The following is a 16,869-nucleotide window of genomic DNA, read 5'->3' on the forward strand; positions in this document are numbered from 1 at the left end:
ATCTCGTTGATCTGCTTCTCTTTTATTTCTCCAGATCTCCTTCCACACACCATCTGTAAAAAGATTCGTCATAGTTCTCTGAATTTTCAAAGCCACACATTTCCATTACAAGCTGCATATAAGCTGAACGGATTCCTCCGGTACAGTAAGTAATAATATGATCCTCTTTTGAAAGTCCTGCATCTTCAAACATCTTGGTCAGATCTTCATTACTCTTTAATGTACTGTCACTGTTAAACAAATCCGTATAACGGATCTGGATTGCCCCTGGAAGATGTCCCCCATTTTCCTCCCCATACATTGTCTTTCCATTATATTCTTTATCTGTACGGGTATCCACAATTTTACAGTCGTCATAAATCTCTTTCAGCTCATCCGTATTGATCACATGCGTTTCATCAATCGAATCAATTTCTACCGATACCGGTTTCGGCTCTGCTACTCCTTTGACAGTCTCAACTCCTGCTGCTTTCAGTGCTTTGATCCCGCCATCTACGATTTTCACATCCTCATAGCCTGCCGCGATCAGCTCCCATGCAATCCTGCCATCTTCTCCCCAACCTTTCTCCGCATTTGAAAAAAGCACGATTTCCTTATCTTTTGCCAGCCCAAGCTCTCCTAATCTTTCGCTCAGGCGCTTTGTATCAAGAATACATCCCCAGTTTGCATCCCCCGCTTCCCCGTCTTCGCAGGTTGCCAGATACTGCCATGTCGTTGCCACTGCACCTTTTACAGTACCTTTTTTCGCCTCATCTTCACCTCTTGCATCCACTACGATGATATCGTCCAGATTTTCTTTCACATAGTCGGCGGTTACTACATACTTTCCTTCAAATGGTTCACTGCTGTCTGATTTCGAATTCTTTGCACCACATCCTGAAAGTGATGAAATCGCAAGAATTCCTGCAAGAAATAATGCTGTTCTTTTCATAATCTTTTCTCCTCGTCTAATCTTCTTTCTTCTAACTATAGCATATCTTCAATCTATTCACTAATTGATTGTCCTTATCCCGGATTAAGTATATTCATCTTTTCTATAAATCACTTTTTCAGCAGACGCATGATTTTTCTCATCGGTTCTGTTATTTTCCAGCTGGTTGAATTTGCATATGTCTGGATCATTTCATCCTGCTCCCTGATCTTATCCTCATATTTCTTAAGCTGCCCTGTTTTCTGTTCCATCCGTCTGCCAAGTTCATCCAGCTGTTCTTCATAATGCGCGGCCTGCCTTCGCTGTCCTTCTATATATTCCTGCTGCTGTTCAATCGCTGCATTTTGTTTTTCAAGCTGTTCTTTCTGCTGCCCGATATACTCATCTTTCTGTTTGAGAATATCTTTATAATACGCCAGTTGCTGGCTTCCTTCTTCAATTTCACTTATCAGCCATGGCGTCTTATACATATGTTCTCCATTCCACTGATACAGATCAAAAATATCCAGATGAAAATGCTCTCTTAAAGTCTCCATTGCATTTGCTTCTCTCATAATCTGCCCCAGCATTTCCATCCCCGCTGCTTTCAGTCCCGGTACTTCCTCTATACATTTCATCAACCAGAATGCTTTTTCAAATTCCAGCTGTAAATGTGATACAGAATCCGGATTCCGGAAATCTTCCCGGAAAAACTGACAAAATTTTTCATCCGTCATCGATTCAACACAATTTTTCCGGATCATGACAGATTCATTAAATGCGCGGACTGAATTTTCTCTTGTTGACATACTGATCTGTTTCTTTCCTTTTATATTCCATTGAAAGCGGATCAGTCTCTCTTCCAGAACCGTGATCTCTGCTTCACTTACAATCCGAAGCCACAGATCATAATCTGCCAGCTGGCGATACAAAAGATTGAAATATCCGATCTTATCCAATACAGATTTTCTGACCAGAGCTGAGGGATGACAAAGAAAATTCCCAGATTGCAGAAGCGTATGCAGATATTCTTTCTGTGTCGAACACTTCCTGTCAAAAAGCTCTGCCATATCCCTGCATTCTTCTGACAGATCATTGCCACTTTCATCAACCAGATATACTCTCGTAAAACATGCCCCGAGCATCCGATCCTCTTCCATAACCGTCACTTGCTTTTCCAGCTTGTCCGGCAACCATGCATCATCGCTGTTCATAAATGCCACATAGTCTCCTTGGCAGTGATCAAGCCCCTGATTTGCTGCATAACAGTAAAACGAATTCCGATTCAGTTTAAAATATCTGATCCGTGGATCCTGATAGCTTTTAATCAGTTCTTCTGTTCCGTCGGTCGATCCGTCATCTACGATGACAAATTCAAAATCCGGATACGTCTGACAAAGTACGCTGTCAATCGCCTGTTTCAAACAAAATCTCCGGTTATAAGTACACATCAAAACGCTAACCATTATTCTACATCTCCAACAACAGCCCATCTCCAGAATGACTGATCATAATTGTATGTATGTTCAAATCCACACATTTCCATTACCAGCTGTGTATATGCCGAACGGATTCCTCCTGTACAATAAGTGACGATCTCATCATCTTTAGACAGTCCGGCATCCTCAAACATTTTTGTCAGTTCTTCATTGGATTTCAGATATCCCGCATCATCGAACAGATCCGTGTACCGGATATGAATTGCTCCCGGAAGATGTCCTCCCTTTGCCTCATCATACAGGATTGCTCCTTCATATTCTTCATCGGTACGCACATCCACAATTTTGTACTCGTCATAATTCTTCTGTAATTCTTCGGTTGTCATCACATGGGAATAATCAATTTCATCGATTTTTACTTCTGCCGGTTCCGGTTTGGATGCGAGGAACTGTGTCTTGATTCCACTGTCTTTCAACGCCTTCCATCCGCCATCTACCATCTTCACATCTTCATATCCGGCTGCCCGGAGTTCCCAGAGAAGTCTCGCATCATCTCCCCATCCATCTAGGGTCTCACCGATCAGAATAATTTCTTTATCCTTTGTAATTCCAAGATTGCCAAGAGTCTCTTCCAGCTGTTCCGGCTCCTGGATGCACCCCCATTTCTCATCTCCCTGTTTTCCTTCTGTAATACTCCAGTCCTGCCATACTGTAGCAATTGCACCTTTTACAGTTCCAAGGATTGCCTTTTTTTCTCCCCTTCCATCTACAAACAGCGTATTTTCATCTCCAACCTTGCTGATTGCATACTCCGGCTCAACGATCCACTCTCCCACAAAATGATTTTCATTGGATTTCTCTGCCGTACTTTCCGTCTTCTGTTTCTGTCCACATCCTGTCAGACCAATTGCTGCTACAAGCAATACACTGCATAACCACTTTGTTATTTTTCTCATTCCTTTTTCCTCCTTTAATCATCACCATAATAGTAATCTTCCTCATAATAATCCGGCGGTGTTTCTGTATCCGGCTGCTGTGGTTCTGTCACTGCTGATGAACCAGATCCACTGTCGGCTGATGAATTGCCAGAATCCGTTCCGGCATTTCCATCTTCCGTCACTTCTATATTACTTTCTATATGATTCGTTTCCTCAGATGTCTTGTCTTCCGACTTTTCATTCTCTTTTTCCGTCTCGTCTGTTTCCTCATATTTTCCACTGGAAAGCGCATCTTTTATTTCATCATCAATTCCTTTTACTGTCCCTGATACCTGATAATCTGTATCTCCAAACAGGAACTGATGTACTTCGGCAACATTGGATGCCAGTGTATCTGCGATTTCTGTACTTCCTACACCAGAAAGCATTTTGGAATACCTTGTATTTGGAAATCCAAGTGTTTCACCTACTTTATATTTTTGAAAATCTTTCGCATAATTCAGAATTTCAGTAAAAGAAAAATTGGTTGCAATCTGTGGAAAAACACTGTCAGCAATCTTATTGATCGTCGTCAGATCCATCTGCTGCAGCTTCTGCATGATATTCAGAAGGACGATTCTCTGACGCACTGTACGCTGCGCGTCTCCACCATCTGTATAACGGATTCTCGCATAAGAAACCGCCTGTACTCCATTCAGATGATAGCTACCTCCGACTTCCGGCTCAATCTTCTTATAACTTTTTCCGGTTACTTCAGAAGTCTCCACACAATAATTATTCATGTGGACTACTTCTGCATCAGTCAGCTCCAGATCCATTCCTCCCACCGCATCAATTACATCGACTAAGGCATTAAAGTTCACAGATACATACTTCTCAATGTTCATATCCATGTTCTCATTCAAAAGAGCAACACCCCCATCCGGTCCGAAATAAGAATAAGCTGCATTCGCCTTATTATAACTTCCATCTTTCAGCCGCATAAAAGTATCACGGTACACCGATACCATTTTCACTTCATAAGTTTCCTGATTCAAACTTACGATCATGATCGTATCACTTCGATTTCCTTTATCCAGCGAACCGTCCCTGGAATCCAGCCCGAATACTGCCACATTCAGGTATCCACTCTTATGTTCCACCTCTTCTGTAATCGATTCCTTCAGTGTTTCTTTTTTTACTTCGATTTTCTGGATTTTGTTCACTTTGCTGGCAGCATAACCAAATACGGCACCTGCCATCCCCAGAACAAGAATCAGCATCATGCAAATAATCCCAATAATCTTTTTCTTCCACGACCATCCTGCTATTTTTTTAAGCATCCTCATCATTCCTTCCTCTCCAGTAATTATGATTCATTGTCAGTTTCATGATGAAACTTTCCGGTAATTGTCGGTAATGTTTTCCCATCTGGTAGCCCAGATATTTGCACCCGCTTTCCACAAACAGCTGTATAATCTGCAAATATTTTCTTTCTTTTAAAAGCTTTTTCACAAGTGTGCAAATCAGGTGTATGCCTTCTTTCTCTGACTTTACTTTTTCAAATATTTCTGGATGACATGCCTGCGATACACCCTGGTCAAAATTTCTCCTTATCAGCTCTCTGTAAGTATACTCATGAGAATGAATCACCCGTGCATCTGCTTTATAAATAATCTTCCATCCATTTTGGATTGCTCCTGCTGCAAAGACCAAATCTTCATTGAAGATGACCGGATGCGGAAATCCTCCCAGTTCCAGATAGACTCCTCTCCGATAGGCAGCACACACATTGGAGCAAAAATAAGTTTTTATTCCCAGTTTTGGCAAATCCTTCTGCGATTTAATCTGGCTTTTTGGGGGATAATTGAAAACTCTCGTATATTTTTCCAACAGACCACAGTTCTGATCCGGTATCTGTCTGGCATAAGCTGCCACAGCATCCGGATGCTCATTTAATACTTCTGAAAGCTTTTCCAAAAGAAACGGATCTGCCGGAACTGCATCCTGGGTCATCATGACCACAATATCTGCATCTGACATCCAGATTCCCTGCTCTCTGGTTCTTCCATGATCAAATTCTTTTTCCAAAATCGGAATCTCTGTAACAGAAACCCGGTCTTTACAAACCGAAACATCCAGCTTTATCCCATCCCTGGTGTGTAACAGAATGATTTGCTCCGGAAGGTGCGTCTGTCTGCAGAGCCTATACAATACTTTATGCAGTTTTTCTGTCGGTCTGTAGACCGGTATGATCACATCTATCTTCATCTTCCGTCAAAAAATCCTTTAAAAATTGTCAGAATCAATATTTTCATATCAAATACCATTGTCCAGTTCTCAATATAGTAAAGATCATATTCGATCCGCTTCTCAATGGAAGTGTCTCCACGATATCCATTAATCTGCGCCCAGCCAGTCATTCCCGGATGCACCTGATGTTTTACCATATAACGTGGAATTTCATCCCGGAACTTTTGCACAAACTGTGGCCTTTCCGGTCTTGGTCCTACCAGACTCATCTCTCCTTTCAGCACATTAAAAAGCTGCGGCAGTTCATCAATACTCGTCCTGCGGATCAGCTTTCCAACCGGTGTAATCCTCGGATCATTCCTGGTAGACCATTCTGTTTTTTCCTCTTCTTCATCCTGCATGATCATAGATCGAAATTTGTACATATAAAATACCTGGTTATGCAGTCCAACTCTTTCCTGCCGGTAGATCACACTTCCTTCCTCTGTAAAGGCAACCACTAGCGCAGTAAGCAGCATGACCGGTGAAAAAAGAATGATTGCAACCGTTGCCCCAATCAGATCAACTGCCCTCTTTGCCGCCCTGTTCCGCATGATATTCAGTGGAACTCTGCGGACATGAATCACCGGAATCCCCTGCACATCCTCAATATAAGGCCTGGTAGAAATCACATTTCCAAAATCAGGAATCATTTTCGTGTGTACCCCTGCCTTCTCACAGACATCCACAATCCGCTCCAGTTTTCCATAATCCTCCGCACGAAGCGCAATCACAACCTCATCCAGTTCATTCCCCTCCAGTATTCTTTCCAGTTTTTCTTTATCTTTCAGATGGGCAAACACATGATATCCCCACTTTGGATTCTGTCTCAGTCTGTCCATATACTGTTCTGCTGCCTTACTCTCTCCGACCATCAGAATATGTTTCTGATTCATCCCCTGCTTTCGTATTTTCCACAGCACTGTACGGATCAGATATCTTGAAACAAATTCCAGGAAGATATTTACAAGAAAGAAAATGCACAGCATCTGTCTTGAAAAATGCTCCTGCTTTATAAAATAAAGTACCAGGATAAAAGCCATAAGACCAATCCCATTGGCACGAATGATATCCCACAATTCCTGCCTGTAACTTTTTATCCTTCTTGGCATATAAAGTTGAAAACTGCTATACAAAAGCAGATATCCAGGAATTATAAAAAACAGAGCTGAAAAATATGTTTGCACCGGCAGGACTCCTGCGTCCTGCACAAAAATCCCACTCCTGAATCTCAGATACCACGAGAAAAAATATGCGACAGCAATAATTCCTGCATCTACACATACCTGTGCTTTATTTAGCATCCGTTGATTGTTCTTTATCAAAATACCACCATCTTTTCTCTATCCATCCTCTTTTTCGCGCAAAGAATAATCACACTTCACCAGCGTAAGATTGGGATTGTACATCGGATCTCCTTTTTCCATGATTTCAGACCAGGTCCGGCGTACATAATCAATCTCGCACTGATATCTTCTGATCTTTTCCTCATTATCCTCTGCCCCTCTCGATCTGGATTCATAATGATACAGTTCCACATAAGGGTCATATACTACAAGATATCCGCATCTGCGTACCTTCAGACAGAAATCAATATCATTGAACGCCACTGCAAGTCGCTCCTCAAATCCACCCACTTCTTCATATACGGAACGCTTTACCATCATACATGCTGCTGTCACCGCTGACAGATCCTGCTGGGTACTTGCTTTGTGCAGATACCCGGAATAACCTTTTGGAAGTCCCCGGAACATATTACCAGCAATTCCCCGAATCCCAACAATGACTCCAGCATGCTGCACCTGACCACCCGGATAATAAAGCTTTGCTCCGACAATCCCGACTTCCTTTCTCTGGCAGTTCGCAAGCATTTCTTCCAGCCAGTCCTTTCCGATCACTTCCGTATCATTATTCAGAAGTACCAGATATTCTCCATCAGTCTCGCTTACTGCGTAGTTGTTGATCGCCGAATAATTAAATGGTCCATCCCATCTCAGAATTCGGATATGGTCTGACTCTATTGTTTTATAATAAGCAAATGTTTCCGCTTTTTCGCTGTTATTTTCGATAATTATGATCTCATAATTCTTATAATCCGATCTGGAAATCGATTCTAGACATTTCTCCAAATCTTTTATATGATCTTTATTGGGAATCAGAATGGAAATCTTTGGATTCCCCTGCATCTTATACCGGACACGATAAAACCCTCTGTCCAGTTCCGGTAAAACTTCTGCATGTTCACCACATCTTAGCAGATGTGCTTCTATGGCACGCTGTCCAGCCTCAAATGCATAAGTTTTACTGATTGGATTGTCCGCAGTAGAAACCTGATGTACCCTCCAATGATAAAGAATCCGCGGCACATGCGCCGTTATCGTTTTTTCCACACACCTGAAAACCAGATCGTAATCCTGCGCTCCGTCAAATTCACTTCTTAGTCCACCAACTTCTTCGATCAGACTTTTTCTTATCACACAAAAATGACAGATATAATTATTTGCCCGCAACAGATCCAGATTGAAATCCGGTTTAAAATGCGGCTGAAAATGTTTTTTCAGATCTGCTGTCACTTTGTCCTCATCGGAATAAAGAAGTCCGGTCTCCGGATATTCATTCAGTTTCTTTACCATCTCATACAATGCATCTGGCGCAAGCAGATCATCCTGATCCAGAAAACCAATATATGTTCCGGTAGCTTCCTTTATCGCTGCATTTGTATTTTCAGAAATTCCTCTGTTTTCTGAAATACCGATCAGGTGAATCGCTTTTTCTTTGAACTCATCCTCTTCTAGAATTTCTTCCATTCTGTGTCTCTCTTCATCTGAAACAGTCATACATAATTCCCAATTTTTATACGTCTGACGGCATACAGACAGAATCATCTGTCTCAAAAATTCTTCCGGTGCCTGATATACCGGAACAACAATACTGATCAGGGGTGCATACGAAAACGCTTCCTGTCTTTGTCTTTCCATCTCTTCTTTGGTCCGCCTGTGATTCTGATACCATTTTTCATAATCAATCTTCTGAAAACGGATCCTTTCTTTTAAACGTATCATAAACTCTTTTGGTCCAAAGTACCGAAGATATACAAGCCCTTTTTTTACCCGATACAGAGACATTTTATTGAACATCTCCTATCTCCTCTCCACTTTTGCCAGATGATTCAGTCCAAAGTCATTATGATCCAGTGTCAGATTCGGACTGTAATACGGATCTCCATTTTCCAGAATCTTTTTCCACCTAGTCTGAAACAATTTAATTTCTCTGTTAAAACGTTCAATTTTCTCCTCTGTGTCTTCATATCCTCTTGACTTGGACTCATAATGAATCAGTTCCGCATATGGATCATATACGATCAGATATCCTGCTTTCCGTATTTTCAGACACAGATCTACGTCATTAAATGCCACCGCAAACTTCGGATCAAATCCTCCGACTTCTTCATACACCTGTTTTTTTATCATCATACAGGCTGCTGTCACTGCACTCAGATCATGGATCACCTGCGCCCTCGCAAAATATCCCGGCGAATCTCCGTCCATTCCAAGGAATGCATGTCCTGCCACTCCTCCAAGCCCGATGATCACTCCTCCATGCTGAAGCGTTCCATCTTCATAATACATTCTCGCCCCGACAGCACCTACATCTTCCCGCATACAATAGCTCAACATTTCTTTAATACAGTCATTGCCGATCATTTCTGTATCGTTGTTCAGAAACAGCAGATATTCGCCGGTCGCATGATCAATTCCATACTGATTGATCTCCGGATAATTGAATCCTTCTCCTTTCCAGTACAAAACCTTAACTTTTGGATACTCATGCATGATCCTTCTATAATCTTTAAACGTTTTCTTTTTCTGGCTGTTATTTTCTATAACAAGAATTTCTATATTCTCATAGGTATTTTTTCCCCGGATCGATCGCAGGCATTTGATCAGATCATCTGTGTGATCTTTGTTCGGAATAATAACCGATATCTTAGGTGTTTGTTTTACCGGATATTTCGTCCGGTACATTCCCGGATACTTCGTTGGAATGACTTCTGCTTCAATTCCCATTCTTCTGTAATGCGCTCTTACCGCTTTTGCACCTGCATCCACAATATAGGATTTATTGTCTGCACTGCCTGCTGTAGATCCTTCGCATGCTCGCCAGTGATATAGGATTTTCGGTATATGCCGGATCTTATCGGTCTTCTCAACACACCGGAGTACAAAATCATAGTCCTGTGCACCATCGTATTCGCCGTTCAATTTTCCTGCCGCCTGATATAATTCCTTTTTAACAACCACCAGATGACAGAAATAATTTGTTGTACAAAGCATATCTGGATTAAAATCCGATTTGAAATGAGGGAAGAAATACTCTTCTCCATCCATCGTAATCTTATCTTCATCCGTATAAATAAGCTCTGTATCCGGATATTCATTCAATTCTGCCACACACTCATACAATGCGTCCGGTGTCAGCAGATCATCATGATCCATAAAAGCGATATAATCTCCCGTTGCCATATCCAGTGCCACATTTGTATTATCCGAAATATGCAGTTGTTTTTTATTGTCCTTCACCCGGATTCGGCTATCCTTCTTTGTGTATTCTTCCAGAATCCCTGCAATCGACGAATCTTCCCCGCTTCCATCTGAAAGACAGAGCTCCCAGTTCTGATAGGACTGTCCTCTTACAGAATCCAGCATTTCCCGCAGATATCTTTCCGGTGTCCGGTAAAGAGGAACAACAATCGAAATCTTCGGCATCCGGGTAAATTGCTTTCTCTTCTGCCGGTACAGTCTGATCCTGGACGGCTCATGTCTTCGCAGCCATTCTTCATACTCTGTACCGTTTTTCCCACTCAATTTGTCACCCGCCCTGATAAACGCTGCACGGATTCCAAACTGACGATAATAGATTCTGACTTTGCGAAAATCATCCAGCATTTTCTGACGTCGCAGTTTTCTTTTGAGATTCATGATCTCTTCCGCATTTTTCTCTTCTTCTTCAAAGCATACTTCCAGTTTTCGCGGAATACCTTCCTCATAAAATGCCTTAAACCCGGCAATCTCTTCCTTTTTACATTCCGGATACTCTCGCAGCACATCCAGACGCCGGATTTTTTCTTCTTTCATCTCCAGTTCATTCTGATTCTCATCCAGAAACCGAATCGATGCATTTTTCCTTCTATAATACCATCCCTCGACTGAAAATCCTTTTTCTTCAGTATTCACCTTATCTATGCTGTTTGCCAGCCATTTCTCCAGGTTCTTCAATTCACTGACTGCAAAGGTCTTCATCAATTCTTCTTTTCCACGATACGACTGCAATACTTCCAGTCTGGACGCTTCTCTCCAGTCTTTCGGAAGATGTATCCAAAGAAAAAACTGTTTGGTTATAAGTCTTTTTCTTATCTTACGGAACTTCAACGGATGAAGACGGATTCCATCCGTTGTATAAAATAGTTTCTTTCCATCCAGCCGGATTTCAATCCGGTTTCCATCTGGTCTGTTATCCAGAAAATATCCCGTAATAAGTAATCTGTCTTTTTCTTTTACATGAAACCGACATGTTGCGATATAAAAAGCATTTTCCATTTTTCAAATCCTCTCACTTCCACACTATCTGGAAAATAACCAGTTCAAAAACTGAAAGAAAACACAGATATACAATACTAGCAGCAGAAATACGCAAAATGTTTCTATATCAAACCGATATGTAACCGTCTTTAAAATTAAAGTTCCTTCACTTTCTTCACTATTTATTTTCAAATTTGTTCCTTCCTCTGATGTCTTTTCCGTATAAAGTGCAATAGAATCTTTTTCAAATACTACTTTATACGCCTTCCCCCTGCATCTGGTTACCGTATCAAACGAAAATTCATTGAATTTGCCCGTTTTTATATCTCCCACCTTCTTCACAGATTCCGCAACCGTTTCTCCATTTTCACAATCCTGAAGATAAATTCGGATCTCTGCTTCTGGATCTTCCTGCAAATTCTGGCATTTCACCTGGATTCCATCCAGTGTCTCCTCCTCACAGACAAATTCCTGCGATATCTGATCCTGCGACACATCCATCATGACATACTGGTCATTTTCTATCATCCGGTCATAAATCGCATGCGTCTTATGAACATGTCCATAAACAAATGCAAGCAGAATCAGCACAATAACTGTTGCCAACTTTTCTACTTTTCTCATTTTTCCCTCTTATTCTGCTTCCTGATATTCTCTGCACAACTCATCTGCATCCCCGATACTGCGAACTCTTCCATGTTCCAGCCATACAATCCGGCTGCACAGATTTCTCACCTGCTCCATATTATGCGAAACAAACAAAATCGTAGCTCCATTCTCCTTCATCCGGTTAATTCTTGCTTCACATTTCTGCTGAAAATGGAAATCGCCTACCGATAATACTTCATCCACGATCAGAATATCCGGCTGTCCGATTGTTGCTACCGCAAACGCGAGACGCGAAAACATTCCCGATGAAAAATTTTTCACCGGTACATCCATAAACTGGTCCAGTTCTGAAAACTCTACAATCTCTTCATAGCGCTCCTCCAGATATTCCCTGGTATATCCAAGCAGCGTCCCGTTCAGAAATACGTTCTCCTTCGCAGTCAGGTCAAAATCAAACCCTGCTCCCAGTTCGATCAGCGGCGCGATCACACCGGAAGTCTTAACGCTGCCACAGGTTGGTTTCATGACACCGGCAATGATTTTCAACATCGTACTTTTTCCACTTCCGTTTACACCGATCAGTCCCAGTGTTTCTCCTTTATAGACTTCAAACGACACATCCTGCAGTGCCCAGAAATCCTGATAGGTAATCTTTTTCTTTACTCTCTGTATAAAATATTCCTTAAATCCATCAAATTTCTCTGATGCCAGACTGAATTTGATGGAAACATCTTCTACTTTTACAATTACTTTTTTCTCCATCCTTACTCCTACAAATCAAAGATAAAACCATCCTGATGCTTATAAAAAAACCAGCATCCCACTCCAAGACACAGTACAGCTTCTGCTGCTGTCACCAGAAGCATCACCAGACCTGGAAGTCTGCCATAGATTACAACATTCCGGAACATGATCAGAATACTGGTCAGAGGGTTTATCATTACCAGATGGTATAACCATTCCGGCAGAATCGACATTGGATAGATAACCGGTGTCAGATACATCAGCACTGCCATCAGCACCGAATACAAGTGCAGAACATCCCTGTATTTCACCGCAATCGTCGCCAGAATCAGTCCAATCCCCAGAGCCAGAACCACCAACAAAAAAAGTGGCACAACTGAAAGAAGCATTGTCCAGTGAAGTTCCGCATGCATACCGATCATAATCAGAAATAACGCTGCACAGGATGCCATCAGATTGATCAGACTGGAACACACCCTTGACATCACGAATACATATTTCGGTACATACACCTTCTTTATCAGAGATGCACTCCCGATAATTGCTGACATTGCATTTGTCGTAGCGTCATTGAAAAAGTTAAAAATAACCTGCCCACATAACAAATACAACGGAAAATTCTCTATATCAAATTTAAACAGATTTGAGAAAACGATGGATAAAACCGTCATCATAAGAAGTGGATTCAGCAGTGTCCATAAAACCCCCAGTATGGAACGCCGGTATTTCACCTTCACGTCTCTTGAAACCAGTTCTTTTAAAAACGGCTTAAATTTGACAAAATTTTGAATATAAACTGACATATTTTCTTCCCCTTTAAATTATAATTATATTATTTTTTCAGTCTTTATTCAATCAAATCCCTTACACTTATCATTGATTTTCTCTATTTCTTTTATTGATTTTCCAAATAAGTAAAGGAGTCTGCATAAAGCAGACTCCCTAACGGACATCCTTATATAATTTTGCAATCTCTTCTGCCGGAACACCATCCCGGTACATGGCTCTCAGCCGGTTCATAAGCCACATTACTTTCAGCTTTTCGATTGTATTTCCGCCAAATCTTCTGTCTGAAGTATAAATCCTGTGTCTTGTCATCCCAAGCGGAATCCCTTTTTCTTTGAGGATCAGTGAAAACTGATAATCCTCCAGAATCGGCATCTCTGGAAATTTTCCCACTTCAAAGAACAACTTCCGGTCAATGAAAATCCCCTGGTCTCCAAACATTACTTTTCTGTCTTTAATCCTGTGATTGGAGATCACCCTGCAGGTGAACATAAAAAAGTTATATGAATGAAATGCAATTCCAAAACACCCTGCCCGGTATTTTTTCATTACAGTCTCAATCTCTTCTAATGCTGTAGCTGGAACTTCACTGTCGCAGTGCAGGAAAAAAAGTACATCTCCACTGCTTTCTTCCGCTCCCTTGTTCATCTGCTTTGCTCTTCCTTTCGGGGACTGAATTACCGGATACCGGTCCTTCAAAAGTGCCAGTGTTCCATCCGTGCTTCCCCCGTCTACAAACAGAATCTCACATCTTTCATTCAGCGGCTCCAGTGTCTTCATCAGCCTTTCAATTGTCGATTCTTCATTGTATGTTGGTATAATAATTGATATTTTCATCTCTACTTCACGGTTTCAATTTCTACGTTCATCCAGGTATCATACAGATTTCTCCGGAACTCGTCCGCATCTCTGATCACCGGGATCTTGAGAGTGCAGTTCTTTTTCGTTTCATCCTCTGCCAGAATCAGTCTTCCCTTTGTAAGCTTTTCTGTTGACAGCTGCATGTCCACTCTCTGTATCTCAAAAAGTTCCGGATGCATCATGTAAGCCGCAGCGATCGCATCCCAGTTATAATATCCGGGAATTCCATATTCATCCCAGTTATTGTCAAACCAGTAATCCGTCTCATTCTTGATCAGCCTTACAACTCCCTTACTCAGATCCGAAAGTTCTCTTTCATACTCTTCTCTTGTAAAAAGTACCTTCAGGCAATTATTACCCGTAATAACCGCAACATCCGTTCCACTGGTAAGTGTCGCATAAGTTGCCAGCGGATCACAGGAGAAATTAAGTTCATCCATTTCCCGCTTTGCAAAGATCAGCGGTTCTGTTGTTCCTCCCATCAATACGATACTCTTCACCTGATGAAAAAACTCAAGATTGTGTTTCCAGGCTCCATAAAGATTTGTCACGGAACCCGTCACCAGAATTTCCAGCTCCCCGGCATATTTTTCTGCCATCTCGGCAAGATAATGTGCCGCTTCACTTTCGGTTTCTCCAGGTGTTGCTCCACCTTTGTAAACGCGCAACTCGTCATGCCCGATTTTCTTTACAAACTTCTTTGTATTTTCGTAAACCTTCTCCAGCGTATTGTTCCCATAAGTTGTCGTCACTCCCAGGACCTCTGCTTCCGGATCCCCCAGCAGATACAGCAGTGCCAGTCCATCATCTACATCACACCCATTAATTCCAAACGTACAGTCACAATCATGAATTATTTTTCGCATACCATTCTCCTTTTATCACTTCTGAAACAAAATCCCCTGTCTTTCATCAATTTTGATGCCAACCAGTTCTCCTGTTTTTACCCCCAGTTTCATCCAGTCACGGTGAAGCATCCATACTGTCAGCTTTCCATCTGCATACTTCAACAGGATTTCTGCTGTTTCCCCCTCAAACATAACTTCTTCAATCTGATACATTCTTTCCGTCTCATCTACGGTCAGCGTGATCGCCGATGGTCTGACCATCAGTTCATACTCTCCTTCCGCTTTCTGCGTCTCAAATGAAACTGCCCGGCTTACGAATCTGCCATTCTCCACTTTCCCAAAAATATAATTTGTCTGTCCCATATAATCTGCCACCACTCTGGACTCTGGATGGTAGAACATCCTCTCCGGCTTATCATACTGAAGCACTTCTCCAGCTTTCATCAGAGCGATCCGGTCAGACACCTTCATCGCTTCTTCTTTATCATGCGTGACCATAACGACCGTAAGCCCCATCTCATGATGCAGCTTTCTTACCAGATCTGCCATCTCGCACCGCAGATTCTCATCCAGGCTTGAAAATGGTTCATCAAGAAGAAGAAGTTTCGGATCTGCCGCAAGCGCTCTTGCCAGCGCGACCCTCTGACGCTGTCCACCGGACATTTCCCGGATCTTACGCTTCTCAAATCCTTCCAGCTGGACAGCTTTTAACAGTTCTCCTACCCGCGCCTGCTTATCTTTTTTCGGGATTTTTTTCAGCTCCATCGAAAAGCTAATATTCTGTTCTACCGTCATATGCGGAAACAGTCTGAGATCCTGAAAAACAATCACGGTTCCTCTTTTTTCCGGTGCAAGATTTGTAATCGATGTGTCATCGATCCGGATATCCCCTTCCTGCGTTTCAAGAAGACCTGCAATACTTTTTAACAGTGTTGTTTTTCCGCAGCCTGAGGCGCCAAGAAGCGAAACAAATTCTCCCGTTCTAATCTCCAGATTTATATTCTTCAGTATTCTTATCTTTTGTAAATCTACACAAAGTTCTTTAATTGTAAGACTCATGTGCTCCTCCTGCCTAATAATATTCTACTTCCTGTGCCTTTGTAAAACGTCCCACGATCCATTCCAGTATTCCAAACACCAGAAGCATGATCACCAGGAATATCACACTGTAAATGCTGGCAAAATTACGTTCTCCGCTTCCGAGATATGGAACCATGACGATCGCAAATGTTTTGACATTTCCCCCGCCGATCATCAACGTCAGGAAATACTGACTGAACGAAACAACAAATGCCATCGAAAACGCAGAAAGCATGACCGGAAACAGATTCGGAAGTGTCACTTTAAAAAATGCCTGAAGCGCACCAGCCCCCAGAACTCTTGCCTGTTCCTCCAGCTTTACCCCTATCGCTCTTGTGCCATCCTGCATCAGTGTCACTGCATATGGAAGGGAGCAGATCAGATGGACAATAATAACCCCCAGAACAGTTCCGCTAAGTCCACATTTGATAAAGGTAATCTGAACCCCCATCGCAAACACGGTTCCCGGAACAAGAAACGGAAGCATCGACATAAATGAAAACAGCCGCTTTCCAAAAAAATCATAGCATTCCAGCGCCCTCGCCGTCATTGTTCCAATCACAACCGACAGGAACGCGACCGAAGCCGATATGAAAAGACTGGACATACAAAGTCGCACAAGCTGCTGCCTGTTTCTCAGTATTCCATTCACCGCTCTCATAGAAAATTTCTGTGGTATGAGCGACGGCCACGCCCATCTCTCAGTTCCCACCCAGACAAGGATTGTAAGGATCGGTACGATAACCAGGAAAATAAAATTGCCTATGATCAGGCCTTCCCAGATGTTCTTTTTTCTTTTCATCT

Annotated in this window: 14 protein-coding genes and 1 pseudogene; all 15 read right to left on the reverse strand. The window is 42.0% G+C overall.

The annotated features are described in order from the left end of the window. Positions 1–22 precede the first annotated feature (22 nt). The 15 genes and pseudogenes from PG840_RS11710 to PG840_RS11780 all read right to left on the reverse strand — a co-directional run bounded on the left by PG840_RS11710 (position 23) and on the right by PG840_RS11780 (position 16,867). The gene (locus PG840_RS11710; RefSeq protein WP_270205703.1) at positions 23–931 is read right to left on the reverse strand and encodes a rhodanese-like domain-containing protein; all 909 of its coding nucleotides are present in this window, start codon (positions 929–931) and stop codon (positions 23–25) included. 110 nt (positions 932–1,041) lie between these two features. Beyond that, positions 1,042–2,403, reverse strand: a complete 1,362-nt coding sequence (locus PG840_RS11715) for a glycosyltransferase (RefSeq protein ID WP_330663258.1) — start codon at positions 2,401–2,403, stop codon at positions 1,042–1,044. Then, entirely contained in the window at positions 2,376–3,305 is a 930-nt protein-coding gene (locus PG840_RS11720) for a rhodanese-like domain-containing protein (RefSeq protein ID WP_055156750.1), read from the reverse strand. The genes PG840_RS11715 and PG840_RS11720 overlap by 28 nt, the downstream gene beginning before the upstream one ends. 14 nt (positions 3,306–3,319) lie before the next feature. Then, positions 3,320–4,609, reverse strand: coding sequence for an LCP family protein (locus PG840_RS11725; RefSeq protein ID WP_270205705.1), 1,290 nt, complete (start codon positions 4,607–4,609; stop codon positions 3,320–3,322). Further along, positions 4,602–5,537, reverse strand: coding sequence for a glycosyltransferase family 2 protein (locus PG840_RS11730; RefSeq protein WP_022220925.1), 936 nt, complete (start codon positions 5,535–5,537; stop codon positions 4,602–4,604). Before PG840_RS11730 ends, PG840_RS11725 begins: the two co-directional genes overlap by 8 nt. After that, on the reverse strand, positions 5,534–6,862 hold the full coding sequence (locus PG840_RS11735; protein WP_270205706.1) for an undecaprenyl-phosphate glucose phosphotransferase: 1,329 nt from the start codon (positions 6,860–6,862) through the stop codon (positions 5,534–5,536). Before PG840_RS11735 ends, PG840_RS11730 begins: the two co-directional genes overlap by 4 nt. Positions 6,863–6,901: 39 nt before the next feature. Then, complete coding sequence (locus tag PG840_RS11740; RefSeq protein WP_195368008.1) at positions 6,902–8,695, reverse strand: glycosyltransferase family 2 protein; 1,794 nt, start codon at positions 8,693–8,695, stop codon at positions 6,902–6,904. A gap of 3 nt (positions 8,696–8,698) precedes the next feature. Continuing rightward, the gene (locus PG840_RS11745) at positions 8,699–11,155 is read right to left on the reverse strand and encodes a glycosyltransferase family 2 protein (RefSeq protein WP_055247769.1); all 2,457 of its coding nucleotides are present in this window, start codon (positions 11,153–11,155) and stop codon (positions 8,699–8,701) included. 24 nt (positions 11,156–11,179) lie between these two features. Next, positions 11,180–11,761 (reverse strand): hypothetical protein, encoded by a 582-nt coding sequence (locus PG840_RS11750; RefSeq protein ID WP_270205707.1) that lies wholly within the window; start codon positions 11,759–11,761, stop codon positions 11,180–11,182. 9 nt (positions 11,762–11,770) lie between these two features. Continuing rightward, entirely contained in the window at positions 11,771–12,508 is a 738-nt protein-coding gene (locus tag PG840_RS11755) for an ABC transporter ATP-binding protein (RefSeq protein WP_270205708.1), read from the reverse strand. 8 nt (positions 12,509–12,516) lie between these two features. Then, positions 12,517–13,293 carry an ABC transporter permease gene (locus PG840_RS11760; protein WP_270205709.1) on the reverse strand — a complete coding sequence of 259 codons (777 nt, stop codon included), beginning with the start codon at positions 13,291–13,293 and terminating at the stop codon, positions 12,517–12,519. A 139-nt stretch (positions 13,294–13,432) separates the two neighbouring features. Next, positions 13,433–14,110: pseudogene (locus tag PG840_RS11765) on the reverse strand (TIGR04283 family arsenosugar biosynthesis glycosyltransferase); the annotation flags it as partial. Positions 14,111–14,115: 5 nt separating this feature from the next. Then, positions 14,116–15,003: a nucleoside hydrolase gene (locus tag PG840_RS11770; protein ID WP_195501922.1), complete on the reverse strand. Its 888-nt coding sequence runs from the start codon at positions 15,001–15,003 to the stop codon at positions 14,116–14,118. A 15-nt stretch (positions 15,004–15,018) separates the two neighbouring features. After that, positions 15,019–16,044, reverse strand: coding sequence for an ABC transporter ATP-binding protein (locus tag PG840_RS11775; protein ID WP_195488115.1), 1,026 nt, complete (start codon positions 16,042–16,044; stop codon positions 15,019–15,021). A gap of 13 nt (positions 16,045–16,057) precedes the next feature. Beyond that, a complete protein-coding gene (locus tag PG840_RS11780; RefSeq protein ID WP_177999131.1) occupies positions 16,058–16,867 on the reverse strand; it encodes an ABC transporter permease in 810 nt (269 codons plus the stop codon). Between the last annotated feature and the right edge of the window lie 2 nt (positions 16,868–16,869).

This window comes from Coprococcus sp. AM97-35 (genome assembly GCF_027697525.1).
Classification (GTDB): domain Bacteria; phylum Bacillota; class Clostridia; order Lachnospirales; family Lachnospiraceae; genus Allocoprococcus; species Allocoprococcus comes.